Genomic DNA, 14,306 nt, shown 5'->3' on the forward strand with positions numbered 1-14,306 from the left:
AAATGGCACTTCCCGGCCCGGGACGCAGGCGTCCCGGGCCGGATGCGCTCACTTCTCGACGATGAAGGGCAATTGCCCGCCGCCCGCGCTGTAGGTCGGCAGCTTGCCGTCCCATTTCTCGATCGCCCGCTGCCGCAGGATCTCGGGATTGGCGCGCAGCGCGTCGCCCTCGATCTGCGATGACTTCGCCTTGCCCTCGGCGTCGGCGATCCGAGCATCGGCATTGGCCTTGACCGTCGCGACATTGGCCTGCGCGGCGAGCGCGGCCTGCTCGTTGGCGATCTTGGTGTTGATCTGGTTGAGCACTTGATCGGGCACGCGGATGTTCGACGCCCAATAGAGTTGCTCGACATGCAGCCCGACCGGCTCGAAATAGCGGTCGACATCGCGTTGCACCGCCGACAGCAGCGCCGCCTTCTTGGGGCCATAGATTTCCTCAACGCCGAGCCCCGCGGCTTCCTCATTGAGCGCGCTGCGCACCGCGTTGCGCAACGGCCCCGCGACGATCCCCGCCATGTCGATCCGGTATTTCTGAAACAGGATCGGCGCCTTCACCGGATCGACGCGATACGCCACCGATACGTCGGCCGAGAGGTTGAGGCCGTTGCGATCCTGGAAGGGGAATTCCTCGTCGACGCCGGTCTGTTCGGTGGTCGACTTGGTCCAGGCATAGGTCGAGGTGTAGATCGGATATTCGAAGATGTTGGTGCCGAACGGCGTGAAATACCAGCCGACGCCGAGCGCATGATCGGCGACGCCCGCCGCGCTGCCGAAATTGCTCACCTTGATCCCAACATGCCCCGGCTCGACGCGGCTGCACGAACTCATCGGCAGGATCGCGATCAAGGGAATCAGCAGCAGCGGTGCGAAACGAACGAGTTTATTCATGGTCCTTGTCCAGCAGGAGGAAGGTGAATTCGCGGGTCAGCGCGGTGACCGACAGGAAGCCGGCGGCGAGCGCTGCGAGCGCGATCAGCGCCGCACCGACATCGGCCGCGTCGCTGTGCAGGTTGAACAGCGTGGGGATGACGAAGCCGAAACAGGCCAGCTCGCAGACGAGCAACCCCGCGCAGCGCAAGCCAAAGCCGACGAGCCACAGATCCAGCGATTTCATGGGAAGAGCGAGCCCTCGGAACGCCCCCGATAGGATGCCGGGGCCGTGATTGGGATCAGAAGCGGTCGGCGCGCTGGCCGAGCAGGGTGACTTCGACGCGGCGGTTCTGGCGCATGCCCTGCGGCGTCGTGTTGGGAGCAACCGGGCTCGCCTCGCCATGCCCGACGACCGAGAAGCGCGCACGCGTCACACCCATCTGGTCGAACGCGGTGCGGACCGCATCGGCGCGGCGCTCGGACAGTACCTGGTTGTGCGCGTCGGTCCCCCGCGAGTCGGTGTAGCCGTCGATCGCGACGCGCACGCCCGACTCCGAGCGCAGGTAATTCGCAAGTGTGCGCAGCTTGTCGATCGCGCCGGGGCGCAGCACCGCGCTGTCGGTGGCGAACAGCACATCCTCGTCGAGCCGCATCATCGCGCCGCGCGACGTCTGGCGGAAGCCATAGCCGCGCATCGCACCGCGATCCCAGCCGCCGCCTTGCGGGCCGCGCTGCTCGACGACGACGACCCGATCACGCGACTCCCAGTCGAACCGGTCGCGGCGTGGGCCGGCGACCCGGGCGAAGGCGCGGTTGGCGGCGTCGGCCTCGCGCGGCTGCACCCGGCCGTCGCGGTTATAATCGAAATTGCGCATCACGAACGCACGCCCGCGGTTGGTCTGACGCAGTTCGGGGTAGAGGATCGGCACGCCAGCGCCGATCAAGCGGTATTCGCGGTCGCCGTTGCGGCCACCACCCCAATCCCAGCGGTCCTGTGCGGATGCGGGGGCAACGCCCGCGCCAAGCGCGATCGCGGCGGCGGTTGCGGCGAGAATGGTCTTGCGGAATGTCGTCATCGGATAGTCTCCATGGCCCCCGCCATACAGCGGCAGATGCACCCGATCGCTTGAACGCGGCGTGAGTTCCCTCGACAGCTTGCGTTCAGCCGCCGAGCGTGAGGCGCACCGCGTCGCGCCCGAGATCGGTGAACAGCGCATCCTCGGTCCCCGTCATCCACACCTGACCCGAGCCCGCGAGCCGGTCGAACAACGCCGCGCGCCGCACCGGATCGAGATGCGCCGCCACTTCGTCGAGCAGCAGCACCGGCGCGCTGCCGGTCCGTTCGGCGACGAGCTCGGCATGCGCGAAAATGATGCCGAGCAGCAGCGCCTTCTGCTCGCCGGTCGAGCAGAGACCCGCCGCCTGGTTCTTGCCGAGATGCGTCACCGCCAGATCGGCGCGATGCGGCCCGATCAGCGTTCGCCCCGCAGCGGCATCGCGCGCACGGCTCTGCGCAAGATCGACGGCGAGCGTCGCGCCACCGCCGGTCCACCCCTCGAGCGAAAGCCCGGCGCGCGCGAACGGACCATCGGCCTGCCCCGCCAGGCGATCGGCAAGCGCCGTTACCGTGTCGCGCCGCGCCGCATCGATCGCCGCGCCGTGCTCGGCCATCTGCGCTTCGAGCGCGGACAGCCATTCGCGATCGGGCGGCAGGTCATCGGCGAGCAGCCGATTGCGTGCGCGCATCGCCGCCTCGTAGCGATTGGCGTGGACCGCGTGCCCCGGCGCGAGCGCGAGCGTCAGCCGGTCGAGGAAGCGGCGTCGCTCGCCCGCAGGTTCGACGAACAGGCGGTCCATCGTCGGGGTCAGCCACAGCACCGTCAGCCATTCGCCGAGCGCGGTCGCAGCGACGGGCGATCCCTGGACGCGAACGATCCGCCGCTCGGGCGCCGCGGCTTGCGTGCCCGTCGCGATCGCCACATCGCCGAGCAGGTCGGCTGCGACACCGAAGCCGCCTGCCCCGCCTTGGCGTGCCATTTCGCCGAGCCCCGCGCGGCGCAAGCCCCGCCCGGGCGCGAGCAGCGATACCGCCTCGAGCACGTTGGTCTTGCCCGCGCCATTCTCGCCGGTCAGCACGACAAAGCCTGGGCCTGCGGCGATCGTCAGGTCGGCATGGTTGCGAAAATCGGTCAGAACGAGGCGCGTCAGCATCGCTGCGTGCCTTAGCCGGTTTTCACGCTGTGCCACCCGCCTTTTGCATCGCCGCCCGGCGACGCCGTGGCAAACCGATCAGGCCGGCCGGGTGGTCGCCTCAGGCGGCAAGCCGTTCGGGTACCGCAACCGCGTCGCCGCGCGTGCTGAGATAGGAAGCGAGCTCCGGCCCAAGCTCGCGCTGCGCCTTGAGATAGGCGTGCGGCGTCGCGATGCCGAGCCGCGCCCGCGCTGCGTCGAGCGGTTCGGCGAGCAGGCGCTCGTAATCCTCGCCCGAAATCCACCGCGCGCGCCGCCCGAGGCGATAGCCCTCCCACACCGCTTTTGCGAACAGCGTGCCATGCGTCACCTTGAGGCTCTTCAACGCCGCCGCGCCACCGATGAACGCCCAGCCCAGCCCTCCGACCTGCGCGTAGGAGAATGCGACGAGGCATGCCTCGCCCAGACTCTCGTCGGCCTTGTAGCCCGTCAGCACATGCCAGATGTCGTGCGTGTCGCGAACGCGGCGGCCGAACCAGGCATACGGATGCTGGACTTGATCCTCGCTGACGATCTGGCTGACCTCGACCAGACCATCGGCGGAATAGCCCGTCGTCGCGAGAAAATCGCGATAGGCGCCACCGACCGTGCCGGGCGCAAAGCCAGCGACGAACGTCGGATCGCCCAGACGCGCGGCCAATTCGACCTGCTCGCTCGCGAGCCGCCCGCCGTCGCTCGTGGCGATCAGGCGCGCATAGTTACGCGGCGCGTTGCCGACGTTGAGCGCGCGCATGATGCGGAAAACTTGTGTCGTATCGTCGCCATTGGCGAGCAATTTGCGAATCGCGTCAAAAGCGGTGCGCCAATCGCGCCGTCCAGTCGTGCCGGGGAACGGGGGAAGCTTCGCCATGCGGGAATCCTCTACTGACAGGGTTGTCAGTAAGCGATGACACGCAAAGTGTCAATATCGGCGATGCTTCGAGGCCGTCAGCTGCCATAGAGCGAGCGGCGCGGAGAGGGCGATCGGCCGGTCGATCAAAACGAACGTCGCCCTGCCGCTGGCGAGGAAGCATTAGCGCTAAAATAGTGCGGGCCGCACGTGCCGACCCCGCAAGAACGGCCCAACGGCCACGTCTCGCGGTGTGGCTCGAGCGGCCTGCGACCTCAGACGCGCATCGGCATGAGCACGTACAGCGCCGACGATTTGTCGTTTTCGCGGATCAGCGTCGGGGCGGCGGCATCGGCGAGATGGACTTCGATCGTGTCGCCCTCGAGCTGGCCGAGGATGTCGAGCAGGTAGCGGCTGTTGAAACCGATCTCGAACCCGAGCGCGACATATTCGCCGGGCACTTCTTCGGCCGCCGTGCCGTTTTCAGGCGACGTCACCGACAGGATGATCTTGTCGCGATCGAGCGCCATCTTGACCGCGCGCGTCTTCTCGGTCGCGATCGTCGAGACGCGATCGACGCCCTCCTCGAAGCTGCGCGGGTCGATCTTGAGGATCTTGTCGTTGCCGGTTGGGATGACGCGGCTGTAATCGGGGAAGGTGCCGTCAATCAGCTTGGACGTGAGCAACGCCTGCCCCAGGTCGAAGCGGATCTTGGTCGGCGACAGCGACACGCCGACCGAACCGTCGACCTCGTCGAGCAGCTTGCGCAGCTCGGCGATGCACTTGCGCGGGATGATCACGTCGGGCATCGACTCGGCGCCCTCGGGCCGCGGCATCGTCACGCGCGCGAGGCGGTGGCCGTCGGTTGCAGCGGCCTTGAGCACGGGGCCTGCCCCGCCTGCACCGCCGTCATCCGAGACGTGCCAGAAGATGCCGTTGAGGTAGTAGCGCGTTTCCTCGGTCGAGATCGCGAAGCGCGTCTTGTCGATGATCTGCTTGAGCGTCTCGGCGGGGAGCTCGAACGAGACGGGCAGTTCGCCCTCGGCGATCACCGGGAAATCGTCGCGCGGCAACGTGCCGAGCTGGAACTTCGCGCGGCCGGCCATGATCGTCATCTTGCCGTCGGCCGCGGCGAGGCTGACCTGGCTGCCCTCGGGAAGCTTGCGGCAGATGTCGAAGAAAGTGTGCGCCGACACCGTGGTCGCGCCGGGCTGGTCGACCGCGGCGGCGATCGTCTCGTTGATCTGCAAGTCGAGATCGGTCGCCATCAGCTTGAGGCCGCCCTCAGGCGTAGCCTCGATCAGCACGTTCGACAGGATCGGGATGGTATTGCGCCGTTCGACCACGCTTTGCACGTGGCTGAGGCCCTTCAACAGGGTCGCGCGTTCGATCGTCGCCTTCATGTCGTTCCCCCGGGCAAAGATCGCCCAAACATCCCACCGAATCTGCGCGCTTTTCAGCACATCGGGGGGCAATACGCCGTGTCCCTTTCCTTAAACATAAAAGGGGCCGGAGCAAGCGCTCCGACCCCCTTCTTGTCGCGGCAAAAGCTTGCCGGTCTGCTTCAGAAACGGACACCAACACCAGCGACGACCTGGTGACGGTCGGTGTTGACGCTGAAATTGTTGGTGTTGCCGCCATTGGCGTATTCGAGCCGCGCATCGCCATAGTTCGAATAGCGATATTCGACCTTGGCGTAGGTGGTGCGACCGATCTTCTGCTCGACACCGGCGCCGACGCGGTAGCCGTCGAGGTTGTAGTGGTTGCCGGTGGTGACGGTGCCGTTGTTCGCGGTCAGATCGAGCCGGGCGTTCGTATAGCCGCCCTTGGCGTAGATCATCGTCTTGGGGGCGACGACATAGCCGAGGCGCCCGCCGACATACAGATCGCGGCCGGTCTTGACGCGGCCATAGCCGAGCGCGCCGGCGCTGGTGGGGGCGTTGCTGACGTCGGCGGTCGACCCCGTCACTTCGCCCTCGACGCCGAGCACGACGCCGTGGAAGGCGGCGTCATAGCCGATATCGCCACCATAGGTCAGGCCGTCGGCCTTGCGGTTGCTGCCGATGTCCGAATTCGGGCCACGGCCGGGCTGCAGCTTGTCATAGCCGAGGATCACGCCGGCACGGGCACCGGTGAAGGTTGCGTCGTCACGCGGCGGCGGGGGGCCGTCCTGGGCAAAGGCCGGAGCGGCCAGGCCGAGCGTGAGCGCTGCGGTTGCAGCGGTGAGAGCGAACTTGCGCATTGGGGTAACTCCATTGGTACACATCCACCGATCCCTGGTGGGACTGCTCAAATAGGTGACGGCGCAGGCCGTTGCATGAACCTCAGACAACGGGATAAAGCGTTGCTTTTGCGCCACACGGGGTTGAAAGCGACGCCATGGATTCCAACGCCCACAAGCCGCCACGAAGCGGCCCCAAAAGAACGGGGAGGGATTTCATCGCGCGGCATGGCGAGACGGTGTTCAACGCCGCCGGGCGGCTGCAGGGCGACCATCCACACACCCCGCTGACGCGCGCCGGCTTCGCCCAGGCCGACGAGATGGGGCGGGCACTGCGCGCGCATCTGGGAGCGAAACCGGCACTGACGTTATGGTCTTCGCCAACCGGGCGCGCCTTGCAGACGCTGGCGATCATTGCCGAGCATCTCGAGCTCGACTGGCACGCCGCGCGGACCGACGCGCGGCTGGTCGAGATCGGCACGGGGAGCTGGGGCGGGGCCTATTATGCCGACTTGGCCGATGCCGGCGTCAAGGTCGTCGATCACGCGCACGGGCTGCTGTTCCCGGCAGAAGATGGCGAAACCTATCCAGAGATTGTGGCGCGTGTGTCAGGATGGCTGACCGATACCGAGGGCGATCGCGGCGACCGGCTCGTCATCATGCACGGAATTTCGAGCCGGGTTTTGCGCGGTGTGATGACCGGCACGGCCGATCTGCCCGGATATGGCGCGCCCGCAGCGCCGGGATTGCCGCAAGGATCGGTCGTCGCGATCGAGCACGGCGTCGAGTCGCTGGTGCATCGCGGCATGGGCCACGCCCCCGCATGAAGCGCCTGGCGCTGCTTGCACTAATGGTCGCGACGCCCGCGGCGGCGCGCGATTCGCTCGGCGTGTTCGATCGCTGGGGCGCATTCACCGATGCCGCGCCGCTCAGCTGCTATGCGATCGCGCAGCCGGTCGAGGCGGGCGGCGCATCGCGCTGGCGCCCGTTCGCGAGCATCGCGAGCTGGCCCGGTCGCGGCATCCGCAACCAGCTCCACATCCGGCTGAGCCGCGAACGCAATCCGCAATCGCGCGTGACACTGTCGATCGGCGAGCGGCGCTTCGAACTCGTCGCGGGCAATGCCGACGCCTGGGCACCCGACCGGCGCACCGACGCCGCGATCATCGCCGCGCTTCGCTCAAGCCGCAGCATGAGCGTCGAGACGCTCGCCAAGAGCGGCGCGCCGTTCGCCGACGTCTATGCCTTGCGTGGCGCGGCGACCGCAATCGACGCGGCGTCGCTCGGGTGTGTGGGACGCTAGCGGCCGACCTACTTCCTCCGTCATCCCCCGCGAAAGCGGGGATCCCGCTACTTTGTCGGCGTCATAAGAAGAAGCGGGACCCTCGCTTTCGCGAGGGTGACGGGGTGTTGGTCAATACGCTGATCGGCGAAACGCACCCCGGTAGAAAAACCCGCCGAAACACGCTATGTGCCAGCGCATGCCCAACTCCGCGACCACCCTCATGGCCATTCCCGGCCATATCGACCCCGTGCCCGTGCCCCGCGCCTTCGTGCCGCGCGCCGATGGGCGTATCGACTTGCTCGGCCTGTCCAAGGCCGATCTGCGGCTCGCGCTCGAGACCTCGCAGCTCGACCCCAAGCAAGCGAAGCTGCGCGCAAAACAGCTGTGGCACTGGATCTACAATCGCGGCGTGCGCGATTTCGCGCTGATGACCGACATCGCCAAGACGATGCAGCCGTGGCTCGAGCAACGCTTCGTCATCTCGCGCCCGCAAGTCGTCGAGGCGCAGGTGTCGAACGACGGCACGCGCAAATGGCTGCTGCGGTCGGACGACGGCAACGATTACGAGATGGTGTTCATCCCCGACGCCGACCGCGGAACCTTGTGCGTGTCGAGCCAGGTCGGCTGCACGCTCAACTGCCGCTTCTGCCATACGGGCACGATGCGGCTCGTCCGCAACCTGACCGCGGGCGAGATCGTCGGCCAGGTGATGCTGGCGCGCGACGCGCTCGGCGAATGGCCGAGCCAGCCCGAGGGGCGGATGCTCACCAACATCGTGATGATGGGCATGGGCGAGCCGCTCTACAATTTCGACAATGTCCGCGATGGCTTAAAGATCGTGATGGACGGCGACGGGCTCGGCCTGTCGCGCCGCCGCATCACGCTCTCGACCTCGGGCGTCGTGCCCTTGATGGCGCGCGCGGGCGAGGAGATTTCGGTCAACCTCGCCATCTCGCTCCACGCGGTGACCAAGGAAGTCCGCGACGAGCTGGTGCCGATCAACAAGAAATACGGCATCGAGGAATTGCTGCAGGCGTGTGCCGATTATCCCGGCACCAACAATGCGCGGCGGATCACCTTCGAATACGTCATGCTCAAGGACAAGAACGACAGCGACGCCGATGCGCGCGAGCTCGTCCGGCTGCTCAAGCATTACGACTTGCCCGCCAAGGTCAACCTCATCCCGTTCAACCCGTGGCCGGGCGCGCCATATGAATGCTCGACGCCTGATCGGATCAAGTCCTTCTCGAACATCGTGTTCGACGCAGGCATCAGCGCGCCGGTGCGCACCCCGCGCGGCCGCGACATCGATGCGGCGTGCGGCCAGTTGAAGACCGCGAGCGAGAAGATGAGCCGCGCCGAACTCGACCGCCAGGCCGAGGCGAAGCTGGCGGCGCTCGACTGACCTCGCTTCGTCACCCCGGGCTTGTCCCGGGGTCCAGCGTGCAGCAAGAGCGACATGGGCAGGATGTGCGGCGCGGTGGACGCCGGGACAAGCCCGGCATGACGAGGTACGGGTGACTCTGCCTACCATAGCGCTGGCCGCTGGCGCCGGCATTCTCGGCGGTGCGATGAACGCGCTTGCGGGCGGCGGCAGCTTCGCAACCTTGCCTGCGCTCATCGCGCTCGGCCTGCCCGCCAACACCGCCAACGCGACTTCGAACGTCGCGCTGCTGCCCGGCGCGGCGACGAGTGCCTGGGCGTTCCGCACCGAGCTCGGCCCGATCGGCGGCGTGGGCTTGCGCACGCTCGTCGCCATCACCTTCGTCGGTGGCCTGGCGGGCAGCGCGCTGCTCGCGCTCACGCCGAGCCATGTGTTCGATCTCGTCATTCCCTGGCTGTTGCTGTTCGCCTTCCTGGTGATCGCCTTCGGCAAGACGGCCGCCGATGCGCTACGGCGTCGCGTCGCGATCGGGCAGCGGACGCTGATCGTCGCGCAAGGCCTGCTTGGTCTGTACGGCGGCTATTTCGGCGGCGGCGTCGGGCTGATGACGACGGCGGTCTACGGCCTGCTCGCAGGGGTCTCGCCGCGCGCGCTGTTCGCGCCGCGCACGCTGATGCTCGCGGTCGCCAATGCCGCCGCCGCAATCGTGTTCATCGCGGTCGGGCTGGTCGCGTGGAGCGCGTGCCTGCCGATGCTGGCGGGCGGGATGCTCGGCGGCTGGGGCGGCGCGCATCTCGGCAAGCGGCTGCCCGCCGGCGTGGTACGCGCGTGGACGCTGCTCGTCACCGCGGTGACGACGGGCGTCTTCTTCTGGCGCGCCTACGGCTGAACCGCGCTCAGCGCGCGGTGCCATCCTGCAGCGCGACCAGCGCCGCGACGAGCTTTGGATCGTCAGCCTCGGCGATCGACGCCTTGTAGGCGGTGCGCATCTTGGCGACTTCGGCGGCCCATTGCTCGGGCTTGAGCCGAGGTTGCGTCAGGATCTGTTCGGCCGAATGGCACGCGGTGCAATTGGTGCTGACGATCTCGGCGCTCGCAGGCAAGGTGACGCTTTCGGTCGGCAGCGTGATGCTTTGCGAACTCAGCGCAATCGCGCGCGCGCCGCCGCCGCTCGTGCGCGTCTCGCCTGGCGTGGCATAACGCTGGCACCCACCGAGCAGAAGCAGCAACGCAACAAGGGGGAACGCGCGGCTCATACGGTAACCTTCGCGGTTTCGATCACGTTGCGCATATAGCCGCCGGGATTCCAGATCGGGTCGGCGACTTGCCTGACGCCGCGCACATTGGTCGCGCGCACCGCGACCGTGTGGCTGCCGCGCGGGAGGGCCGCGGCCCAGCGGCGGAAGCCGTACGGCCCGTGATCGCGTCCAAGCTGTGCCGCATGCCAGCTTTTGCCGGCATCGATCGACCATTCGACCTTCGCGACGCCGGCATCGCCGCCCATCGCGATCCCGCGCACGGCTTGTGCATCGGCCTTGGTGAAGAACGCGCGCGGCAGCATCCGCCCGATCGGCGCAGTCGGGAAATCCTTCGCGCCGGGGACGACGCTCGCGCGCGGCGCGGTCGGGATGCGGTACGCCTTCTCCATCCAATAGCCCGTGTCGGGGCCGGTCAGCAGGTCGATCGAATCGAGCGCTTTGACCCAATAGGTCGAATAATAGCCCGGAACGATCAGCCGCAGCGGGAAGCCGTTGAGCAGCGGGAGCTGCACGCCGTTCATGCCGTATGCGACGATCACGTCGCGGCTGCGCGCCTCGGCAAGCGTCAGCGTCTTGGCGAACCACGGCGCATCGCCCGGCGGCTGGTCGAGCCCGGCGAATTTGACATGACTGCCCTTCGCGCCCGCGCGGTCGAGCAGGTCGGCAAGCCGCACGCCGGTCCATACCGCATGCCCCATCGCGCCATTGCCCCATTGCGCACCGGGCACGCGCGGGCCGAACAGCCCGCGCGAATTGCCCGAACATTGGTTGACCGCGGCGATCTCGACCGCGGGCATGCTCTGGATCGCATCGAGCGACAGCGACAGCGCGCGGTTGACCGCGCCCTTGATCTGCAACCGGAACGCGGCGGCATCGACCGCCAAGGGAATGTCGGCATAGTGCCAGCGGACGAAGAAGCGGTCGTTGGGCGTCGCCGGATCGTCCGACAGCGCGCCGTCGAACGCCGCCATCGGCGTTTCGAGCAACGGCCCGCGCGTGCGCTGGAGGATCATCCCCGTCTTGCCGGGAAAGGCATCGGTCAGCGGGCGTCGGCCATCCTGCTCGGAAAAGCCGAGATCGACGAGCGACTGCGCCCAGAGCGGGCTGCTCGCCAGCGCGCCTGCGCCGAGCGCGAGCGCGCCGCGTCGGCCGATCTGCTGGCGCAACGCGTCATCCATGCTGGATCGCCAGCGGGGCAAAGCGCGCGACTTGCTGGCCGACCATGCGCAGCTGGTCGAGCACCGCTTGGTCGTTCGCGCCGCCTTCGTCATCGAACTTGGTGACTTGCGAATTGACCGCGGCGGCAAACGGCGTCGGCCAGCCGCGCAGCGCGTGGACGATCGAGCGCAGCGCCGCGATCGTGCTCCCCGTCGCCTGCCAGCCATACGCCGTCGCGATCAGCCCGACCGGCATGTCGGCGAGGTACGGCCGGTGCGGATCGCGCGCGGTTTCCTCGAGCAGATCGAGCGCATTCTTGACGACGCCCGAGATGCTGCCGTGATAGCCCGGCGAGGCGATGATCAACGCCGAGGCCTGGCGGATGGTATCGACGAAATCGCGCTCTTCCGCGGTGCGCGACGTCGCCTTGGGGTCATAGAGCGGCAGCCGCCCCATCTCGGCGCCACCGAACAGCCGCGTGCGGAAGCCCTCCTGCCCCGCCGCCTCGAGCGCGATCGCGAGCGCGCGCTCGGTCGACGAGATGCCGCCGATCGTCCCGCCGATCCCCACCACCAGGGGCTGGCCGGCGACAGGCGAAGCAGAGAGAGCGTCGGACATGAACAAGGCTTTCGGCAGAGGGGCGCGACCGCCCGACGCTATTCTGATAGCGTTGTCAGGGGTCCACCTCAAGGTGGAAGTCGCCGGCGACCCTACGCTGCGCCGCCCGGATTCGGCAAGCGATCGCCGTGCGCCGCGCGGGGAACGGCTCGCTTGGCCGCCAGTCGGCTGCTACAGGCCTGGCAATGTCGCCTCCCCGCTTGCCCCATCTGTTCTACATGACTAATACACACACTCGTCGTTGCGGGATCTAGTCATGCGTTTCTTCTCCTCCGATCGCGACGCGGACTCGCGCCAGGCCGATGATGCGCTCGAACTGACGCACGGCATGCCGCCGCCCGAGCGGCGCATCGATCCCGGCTATCCACCGCAGCCGCCGTTCGATTACGAGCGCTACGCAGCACGGCTTCCCACCGCCCGGCGCCGCACGATCACGCGCTGGATCATGCGCGGCGTTGCGGGGCTGATCGTGCTGTTCGTCTTCGCGGTCGGCTGGCTCGCGGTGACCGCGCCCTTGTCGAAATCGCTCCAGCCGCCGACGCCGCCAAGCATCACCTTGCTGTCCGACGACGGACGGCCGTTCGCGCGGCGCGGTGCGGTGATCGACGCGCCGGTCGACGCGGCCAAGCTCCCGAAAAACGTCACCAACGCGTTTCTCGCGATCGAGGACCGGCGCTTCCGCTCGCATTGGGGGATCGACCCGCGCGGGATCGCACGCGCCTTCTTCCACAATGTGACGTCGAAGGGACGCGACCAGGGCGGCAGCACGATCACGCAGCAGCTCGCCAAGAACGCGTTCCTCGATTCGGACCGCACCGCCGCGCGGAAAATCCGCGAAGTGATGATCGCCTTCTGGCTCGAGGCGTGGCTGACCAAGGACCAGATTCTCTCGCGCTATCTGTCGAACGTCTATTTCGGCGACAACGTCTATGGCCTGCGCGCCGCCGCGCGACACTATTTCGCAAGGAAGCCCGAGAATCTGTCGATCGGCCAGGCGGCGATGCTCGCCGGGCTGGTCAAGGCGCCCTCCAAGCTCGCGCCGACGACCAACCTGCAGGGCGCACGCGATCGCGCGCGGCTCGTCGTCGCGGCGATGGTCGACGCCAAGCTGCTCGACAAGGACGAAGCCGCGGGCGTCCGCCCCGCGCGCGTCGTTCCCGAAGCGAAGGCCCCGCTCCCCAACGGCACCTATTTCGCCGACTGGGTGCTCCCCGCCGCGCGCGACCATGCCGGCGAGATCGCCACCGAATCGACCGTCCGCACGACGCTCGACCGCCGCCTCCAGGCCGCCGCCGAGCGCGCGGTGAAGCGCGCTGGCCTCAAACAGGCGCAGATCGCGCTCGTCGCGATGCGCCCCGACGGACGCGTCGTCGCGATGGTCGGCGGGCGCTCCTATGCCGCAAGCCCATTCAACCGCGCGACACAGGCGCAGCGCCAGCCGGGATCGGCGTTCAAGCTGTTCGTCTATCTCGCCGCGATGCGCAGCGGGATGACGCCCGATTCGGTGATCGACGACAAACCGATCACGATCGCCAATTGGAGCCCCAAGAACGCCGATGGGCGCTATCTCGGCCCGATCACGCTGCGCCAGGCGTTCGCGCGCTCGTCGAACGTCGCGGCGGCGCGGATCACGCAGCAAGTCGGCGTCGCCAAGGTCATCCAGGCAGCGCGCGACCTCGGCGTTTCGACCCCGATCCCCAATGAGGCGACGATCGCGCTCGGTACGTCGAGCATGTCGCTGCTCGAACTGACGGCGGCCTATGCCGCGGTCGCCGCCGAGCAATATCCGGTGCGCCCGCGCGGGCTCGAGGATCCGCCCGAGCGCGGCGTGCTCGCGACGCTGACCGATCGCAGCCACGCGCTCGACGGCACGCTGCATGACGAGATGCTCGATTTGCTCTCCGCCTCGGCCGAGACCGGCACAGGCCGCGCGGCCGCGCTCTCGGTCAAGACCTACGGCAAGACCGGCACGACGCAGGATAGCCGCGACGCGCTGTTCGTCGGCTTCGCCAACGGGCTGGTCGTCGGCGTGTGGGTCGGCAACGACGACAATACCCCCAACGCCGGCCTGTCGGGCGGCGGCGTGCCGGCCCGCGTCTGGCGTGATTTCATGCAGCAGGCGCTGGGAGTCGGTGCCGCGCAAGTCGCCGCGCCCGCCGAAGACGAAATGGTTGACCCCGACGCCGCCAACGGCATTGGCGAGACGCTCGAGAATTTCCTCGATCCGTCGAACATTCCGCCGGTCGAGGGCGAAATCCCCGGGATCGGCCGTGTGCGCTTGCGCAACGGCGAACTCGACTTCCAGTCGAACCGGCCCGACGAGCGCGATCGTCGGCGGAGTGACCCCGAAGAGCGCGCCCCGCCCCGCGATTTCGGGCGCGAGCCTGACCGTGGTGGACGCGACTACCGGGATTATCAGGACGATCGCTGAT

The 14,306-nt window shown here is 67.8% G+C and carries 15 protein-coding genes; 5 read left to right on the plus strand and 10 right to left on the minus strand.

Translation table 11 applies throughout. The features are described 5' to 3' along the window. Positions 1-48: 48 nt before the first annotated feature. From ACP7C5_RS12295 to ACP7C5_RS12325, 7 genes are all read right to left on the minus strand, one after another. Positions 49-888 (minus strand): SPFH domain-containing protein, encoded by an 840-nt coding sequence (locus tag ACP7C5_RS12295; protein ID WP_426264457.1) that lies wholly within the window; start codon positions 886-888, stop codon positions 49-51. Beyond that, a complete protein-coding gene (locus ACP7C5_RS12300) occupies positions 881-1,114 on the minus strand; it encodes a hypothetical protein (protein WP_426264458.1) in 234 nt (77 codons plus the stop codon). Before ACP7C5_RS12300 ends, ACP7C5_RS12295 begins: the two co-directional genes overlap by 8 nt. Before the next feature lie 55 nt (positions 1,115-1,169). Beyond that, entirely contained in the window at positions 1,170-1,946 is a 777-nt protein-coding gene (locus ACP7C5_RS12305; protein WP_426264459.1) for an OmpA family protein, read from the minus strand. An 85-nt stretch (positions 1,947-2,031) separates the two neighbouring features. Next, positions 2,032-3,081: a DNA replication/repair protein RecF gene (gene recF, locus ACP7C5_RS12310; protein ID WP_426264460.1), complete on the minus strand. Its 1,050-nt coding sequence runs from the start codon at positions 3,079-3,081 to the stop codon at positions 2,032-2,034. Between the two features lie 100 nt (positions 3,082-3,181). Next, positions 3,182-3,970 (minus strand): Coq4 family protein, encoded by a 789-nt coding sequence (locus ACP7C5_RS12315; RefSeq protein WP_426264461.1) that lies wholly within the window; start codon positions 3,968-3,970, stop codon positions 3,182-3,184. A 254-nt stretch (positions 3,971-4,224) separates the two neighbouring features. Continuing rightward, on the minus strand, positions 4,225-5,352 hold the full coding sequence (dnaN, locus tag ACP7C5_RS12320) for a DNA polymerase III subunit beta (RefSeq protein WP_133191353.1): 1,128 nt from the start codon (positions 5,350-5,352) through the stop codon (positions 4,225-4,227). Between the two features lie 161 nt (positions 5,353-5,513). After that, entirely contained in the window at positions 5,514-6,191 is a 678-nt protein-coding gene (locus ACP7C5_RS12325; protein WP_133191352.1) for an outer membrane protein, read from the minus strand. Positions 6,192-6,328: 137 nt separating this feature from the next. Here ACP7C5_RS12325 and ACP7C5_RS12330 point away from each other — a divergent pair, with 137 nt between their 5' ends. From ACP7C5_RS12330 to ACP7C5_RS12345, 4 genes are all read left to right on the plus strand, one after another. Continuing rightward, entirely contained in the window at positions 6,329-6,997 is a 669-nt protein-coding gene (locus ACP7C5_RS12330) for a histidine phosphatase family protein (protein WP_426264462.1), read from the plus strand. Next, positions 6,994-7,473 (plus strand): hypothetical protein, encoded by a 480-nt coding sequence (locus tag ACP7C5_RS12335; protein WP_189676457.1) that lies wholly within the window; start codon positions 6,994-6,996, stop codon positions 7,471-7,473. Before ACP7C5_RS12330 ends, ACP7C5_RS12335 begins: the two co-directional genes overlap by 4 nt. A gap of 202 nt (positions 7,474-7,675) precedes the next feature. Continuing rightward, complete coding sequence (gene rlmN, locus ACP7C5_RS12340) at positions 7,676-8,860, plus strand: 23S rRNA (adenine(2503)-C(2))-methyltransferase RlmN (RefSeq protein WP_426264463.1); 1,185 nt, start codon at positions 7,676-7,678, stop codon at positions 8,858-8,860. A gap of 112 nt (positions 8,861-8,972) precedes the next feature. Further along, on the plus strand, positions 8,973-9,728 hold the full coding sequence (locus ACP7C5_RS12345) for a sulfite exporter TauE/SafE family protein (protein ID WP_426264464.1): 756 nt from the start codon (positions 8,973-8,975) through the stop codon (positions 9,726-9,728). A gap of 7 nt (positions 9,729-9,735) precedes the next feature. On the opposite strand, the gene ACP7C5_RS12350 is transcribed toward ACP7C5_RS12345, so the two are convergent. The 3 genes from ACP7C5_RS12350 to ACP7C5_RS12360 are packed head-to-tail and all read right to left on the minus strand — an operon-like array spanning position 9,736 to position 11,874. Beyond that, positions 9,736-10,095 carry a cytochrome C nitrite reductase gene (locus ACP7C5_RS12350; RefSeq protein ID WP_426264465.1) on the minus strand — a complete coding sequence of 120 codons (360 nt, stop codon included), beginning with the start codon at positions 10,093-10,095 and terminating at the stop codon, positions 9,736-9,738. Then, positions 10,092-11,276, minus strand: a complete 1,185-nt coding sequence (locus ACP7C5_RS12355) for a molybdopterin-dependent oxidoreductase (RefSeq protein ID WP_426264466.1) — start codon at positions 11,274-11,276, stop codon at positions 10,092-10,094. Before ACP7C5_RS12355 ends, ACP7C5_RS12350 begins: the two co-directional genes overlap by 4 nt. Then, on the minus strand, positions 11,269-11,874 hold the full coding sequence (locus ACP7C5_RS12360; protein ID WP_133191345.1) for an NADPH-dependent FMN reductase: 606 nt from the start codon (positions 11,872-11,874) through the stop codon (positions 11,269-11,271). Before ACP7C5_RS12360 ends, ACP7C5_RS12355 begins: the two co-directional genes overlap by 8 nt. A 256-nt stretch (positions 11,875-12,130) precedes the next feature. Here ACP7C5_RS12360 and ACP7C5_RS12365 point away from each other — a divergent pair, with 256 nt between their 5' ends. Then, entirely contained in the window at positions 12,131-14,305 is a 2,175-nt protein-coding gene (locus tag ACP7C5_RS12365; RefSeq protein WP_426264467.1) for a transglycosylase domain-containing protein, read from the plus strand. Position 14,306: the final 1 nt, after the last annotated feature.

Origin of the sequence: Sphingomonas sp. PWP1-2 (genome assembly GCF_049898305.1) — a bacterium.
GTDB lineage: Bacteria > Pseudomonadota > Alphaproteobacteria > Sphingomonadales > Sphingomonadaceae > Sphingomonas > Sphingomonas glacialis.

Excerpts from the sequence above, each read along its gene's own strand:
- ACP7C5_RS12295 (WP_426264457.1), bottom strand. The coding sequence starts at position 888 with ATGAATAAACTCGTTCGTTTCGCACCGCTGCTGCTGATTCCCTTGATC.
- ACP7C5_RS12300 (WP_426264458.1), bottom strand. The coding sequence starts at position 1,114 with ATGAAATCGCTGGATCTGTGGCTCGTCGGCTTTGGCTTGCGCTGCGCG.
- ACP7C5_RS12305 (WP_426264459.1), bottom strand. The coding sequence starts at position 1,946 with ATGACGACATTCCGCAAGACCATTCTCGCCGCAACCGCCGCCGCGATC.
- recF (WP_426264460.1), bottom strand. The coding sequence starts at position 3,081 with ATGCTGACGCGCCTCGTTCTGACCGATTTTCGCAACCATGCCGACCTG.
- ACP7C5_RS12315 (WP_426264461.1), bottom strand. The coding sequence starts at position 3,970 with ATGGCGAAGCTTCCCCCGTTCCCCGGCACGACTGGACGGCGCGATTGG.
- dnaN (WP_133191353.1), bottom strand. The coding sequence starts at position 5,352 with ATGAAGGCGACGATCGAACGCGCGACCCTGTTGAAGGGCCTCAGCCAC.
- ACP7C5_RS12325 (WP_133191352.1), bottom strand. The coding sequence starts at position 6,191 with ATGCGCAAGTTCGCTCTCACCGCTGCAACCGCAGCGCTCACGCTCGGC.
- ACP7C5_RS12330 (WP_426264462.1), top strand. The coding sequence starts at position 6,329 with ATGGATTCCAACGCCCACAAGCCGCCACGAAGCGGCCCCAAAAGAACG.
- ACP7C5_RS12335 (WP_189676457.1), top strand. The coding sequence starts at position 6,994 with ATGAAGCGCCTGGCGCTGCTTGCACTAATGGTCGCGACGCCCGCGGCG.
- rlmN (WP_426264463.1), top strand. The coding sequence starts at position 7,676 with ATGGCCATTCCCGGCCATATCGACCCCGTGCCCGTGCCCCGCGCCTTC.
- ACP7C5_RS12350 (WP_426264465.1), bottom strand. The coding sequence starts at position 10,095 with ATGAGCCGCGCGTTCCCCCTTGTTGCGTTGCTGCTTCTGCTCGGTGGG.
- ACP7C5_RS12355 (WP_426264466.1), bottom strand. The coding sequence starts at position 11,276 with ATGGATGACGCGTTGCGCCAGCAGATCGGCCGACGCGGCGCGCTCGCG.
- ACP7C5_RS12360 (WP_133191345.1), bottom strand. The coding sequence starts at position 11,874 with ATGTCCGACGCTCTCTCTGCTTCGCCTGTCGCCGGCCAGCCCCTGGTG.
- ACP7C5_RS12365 (WP_426264467.1), top strand. The coding sequence starts at position 12,131 with ATGCGTTTCTTCTCCTCCGATCGCGACGCGGACTCGCGCCAGGCCGAT.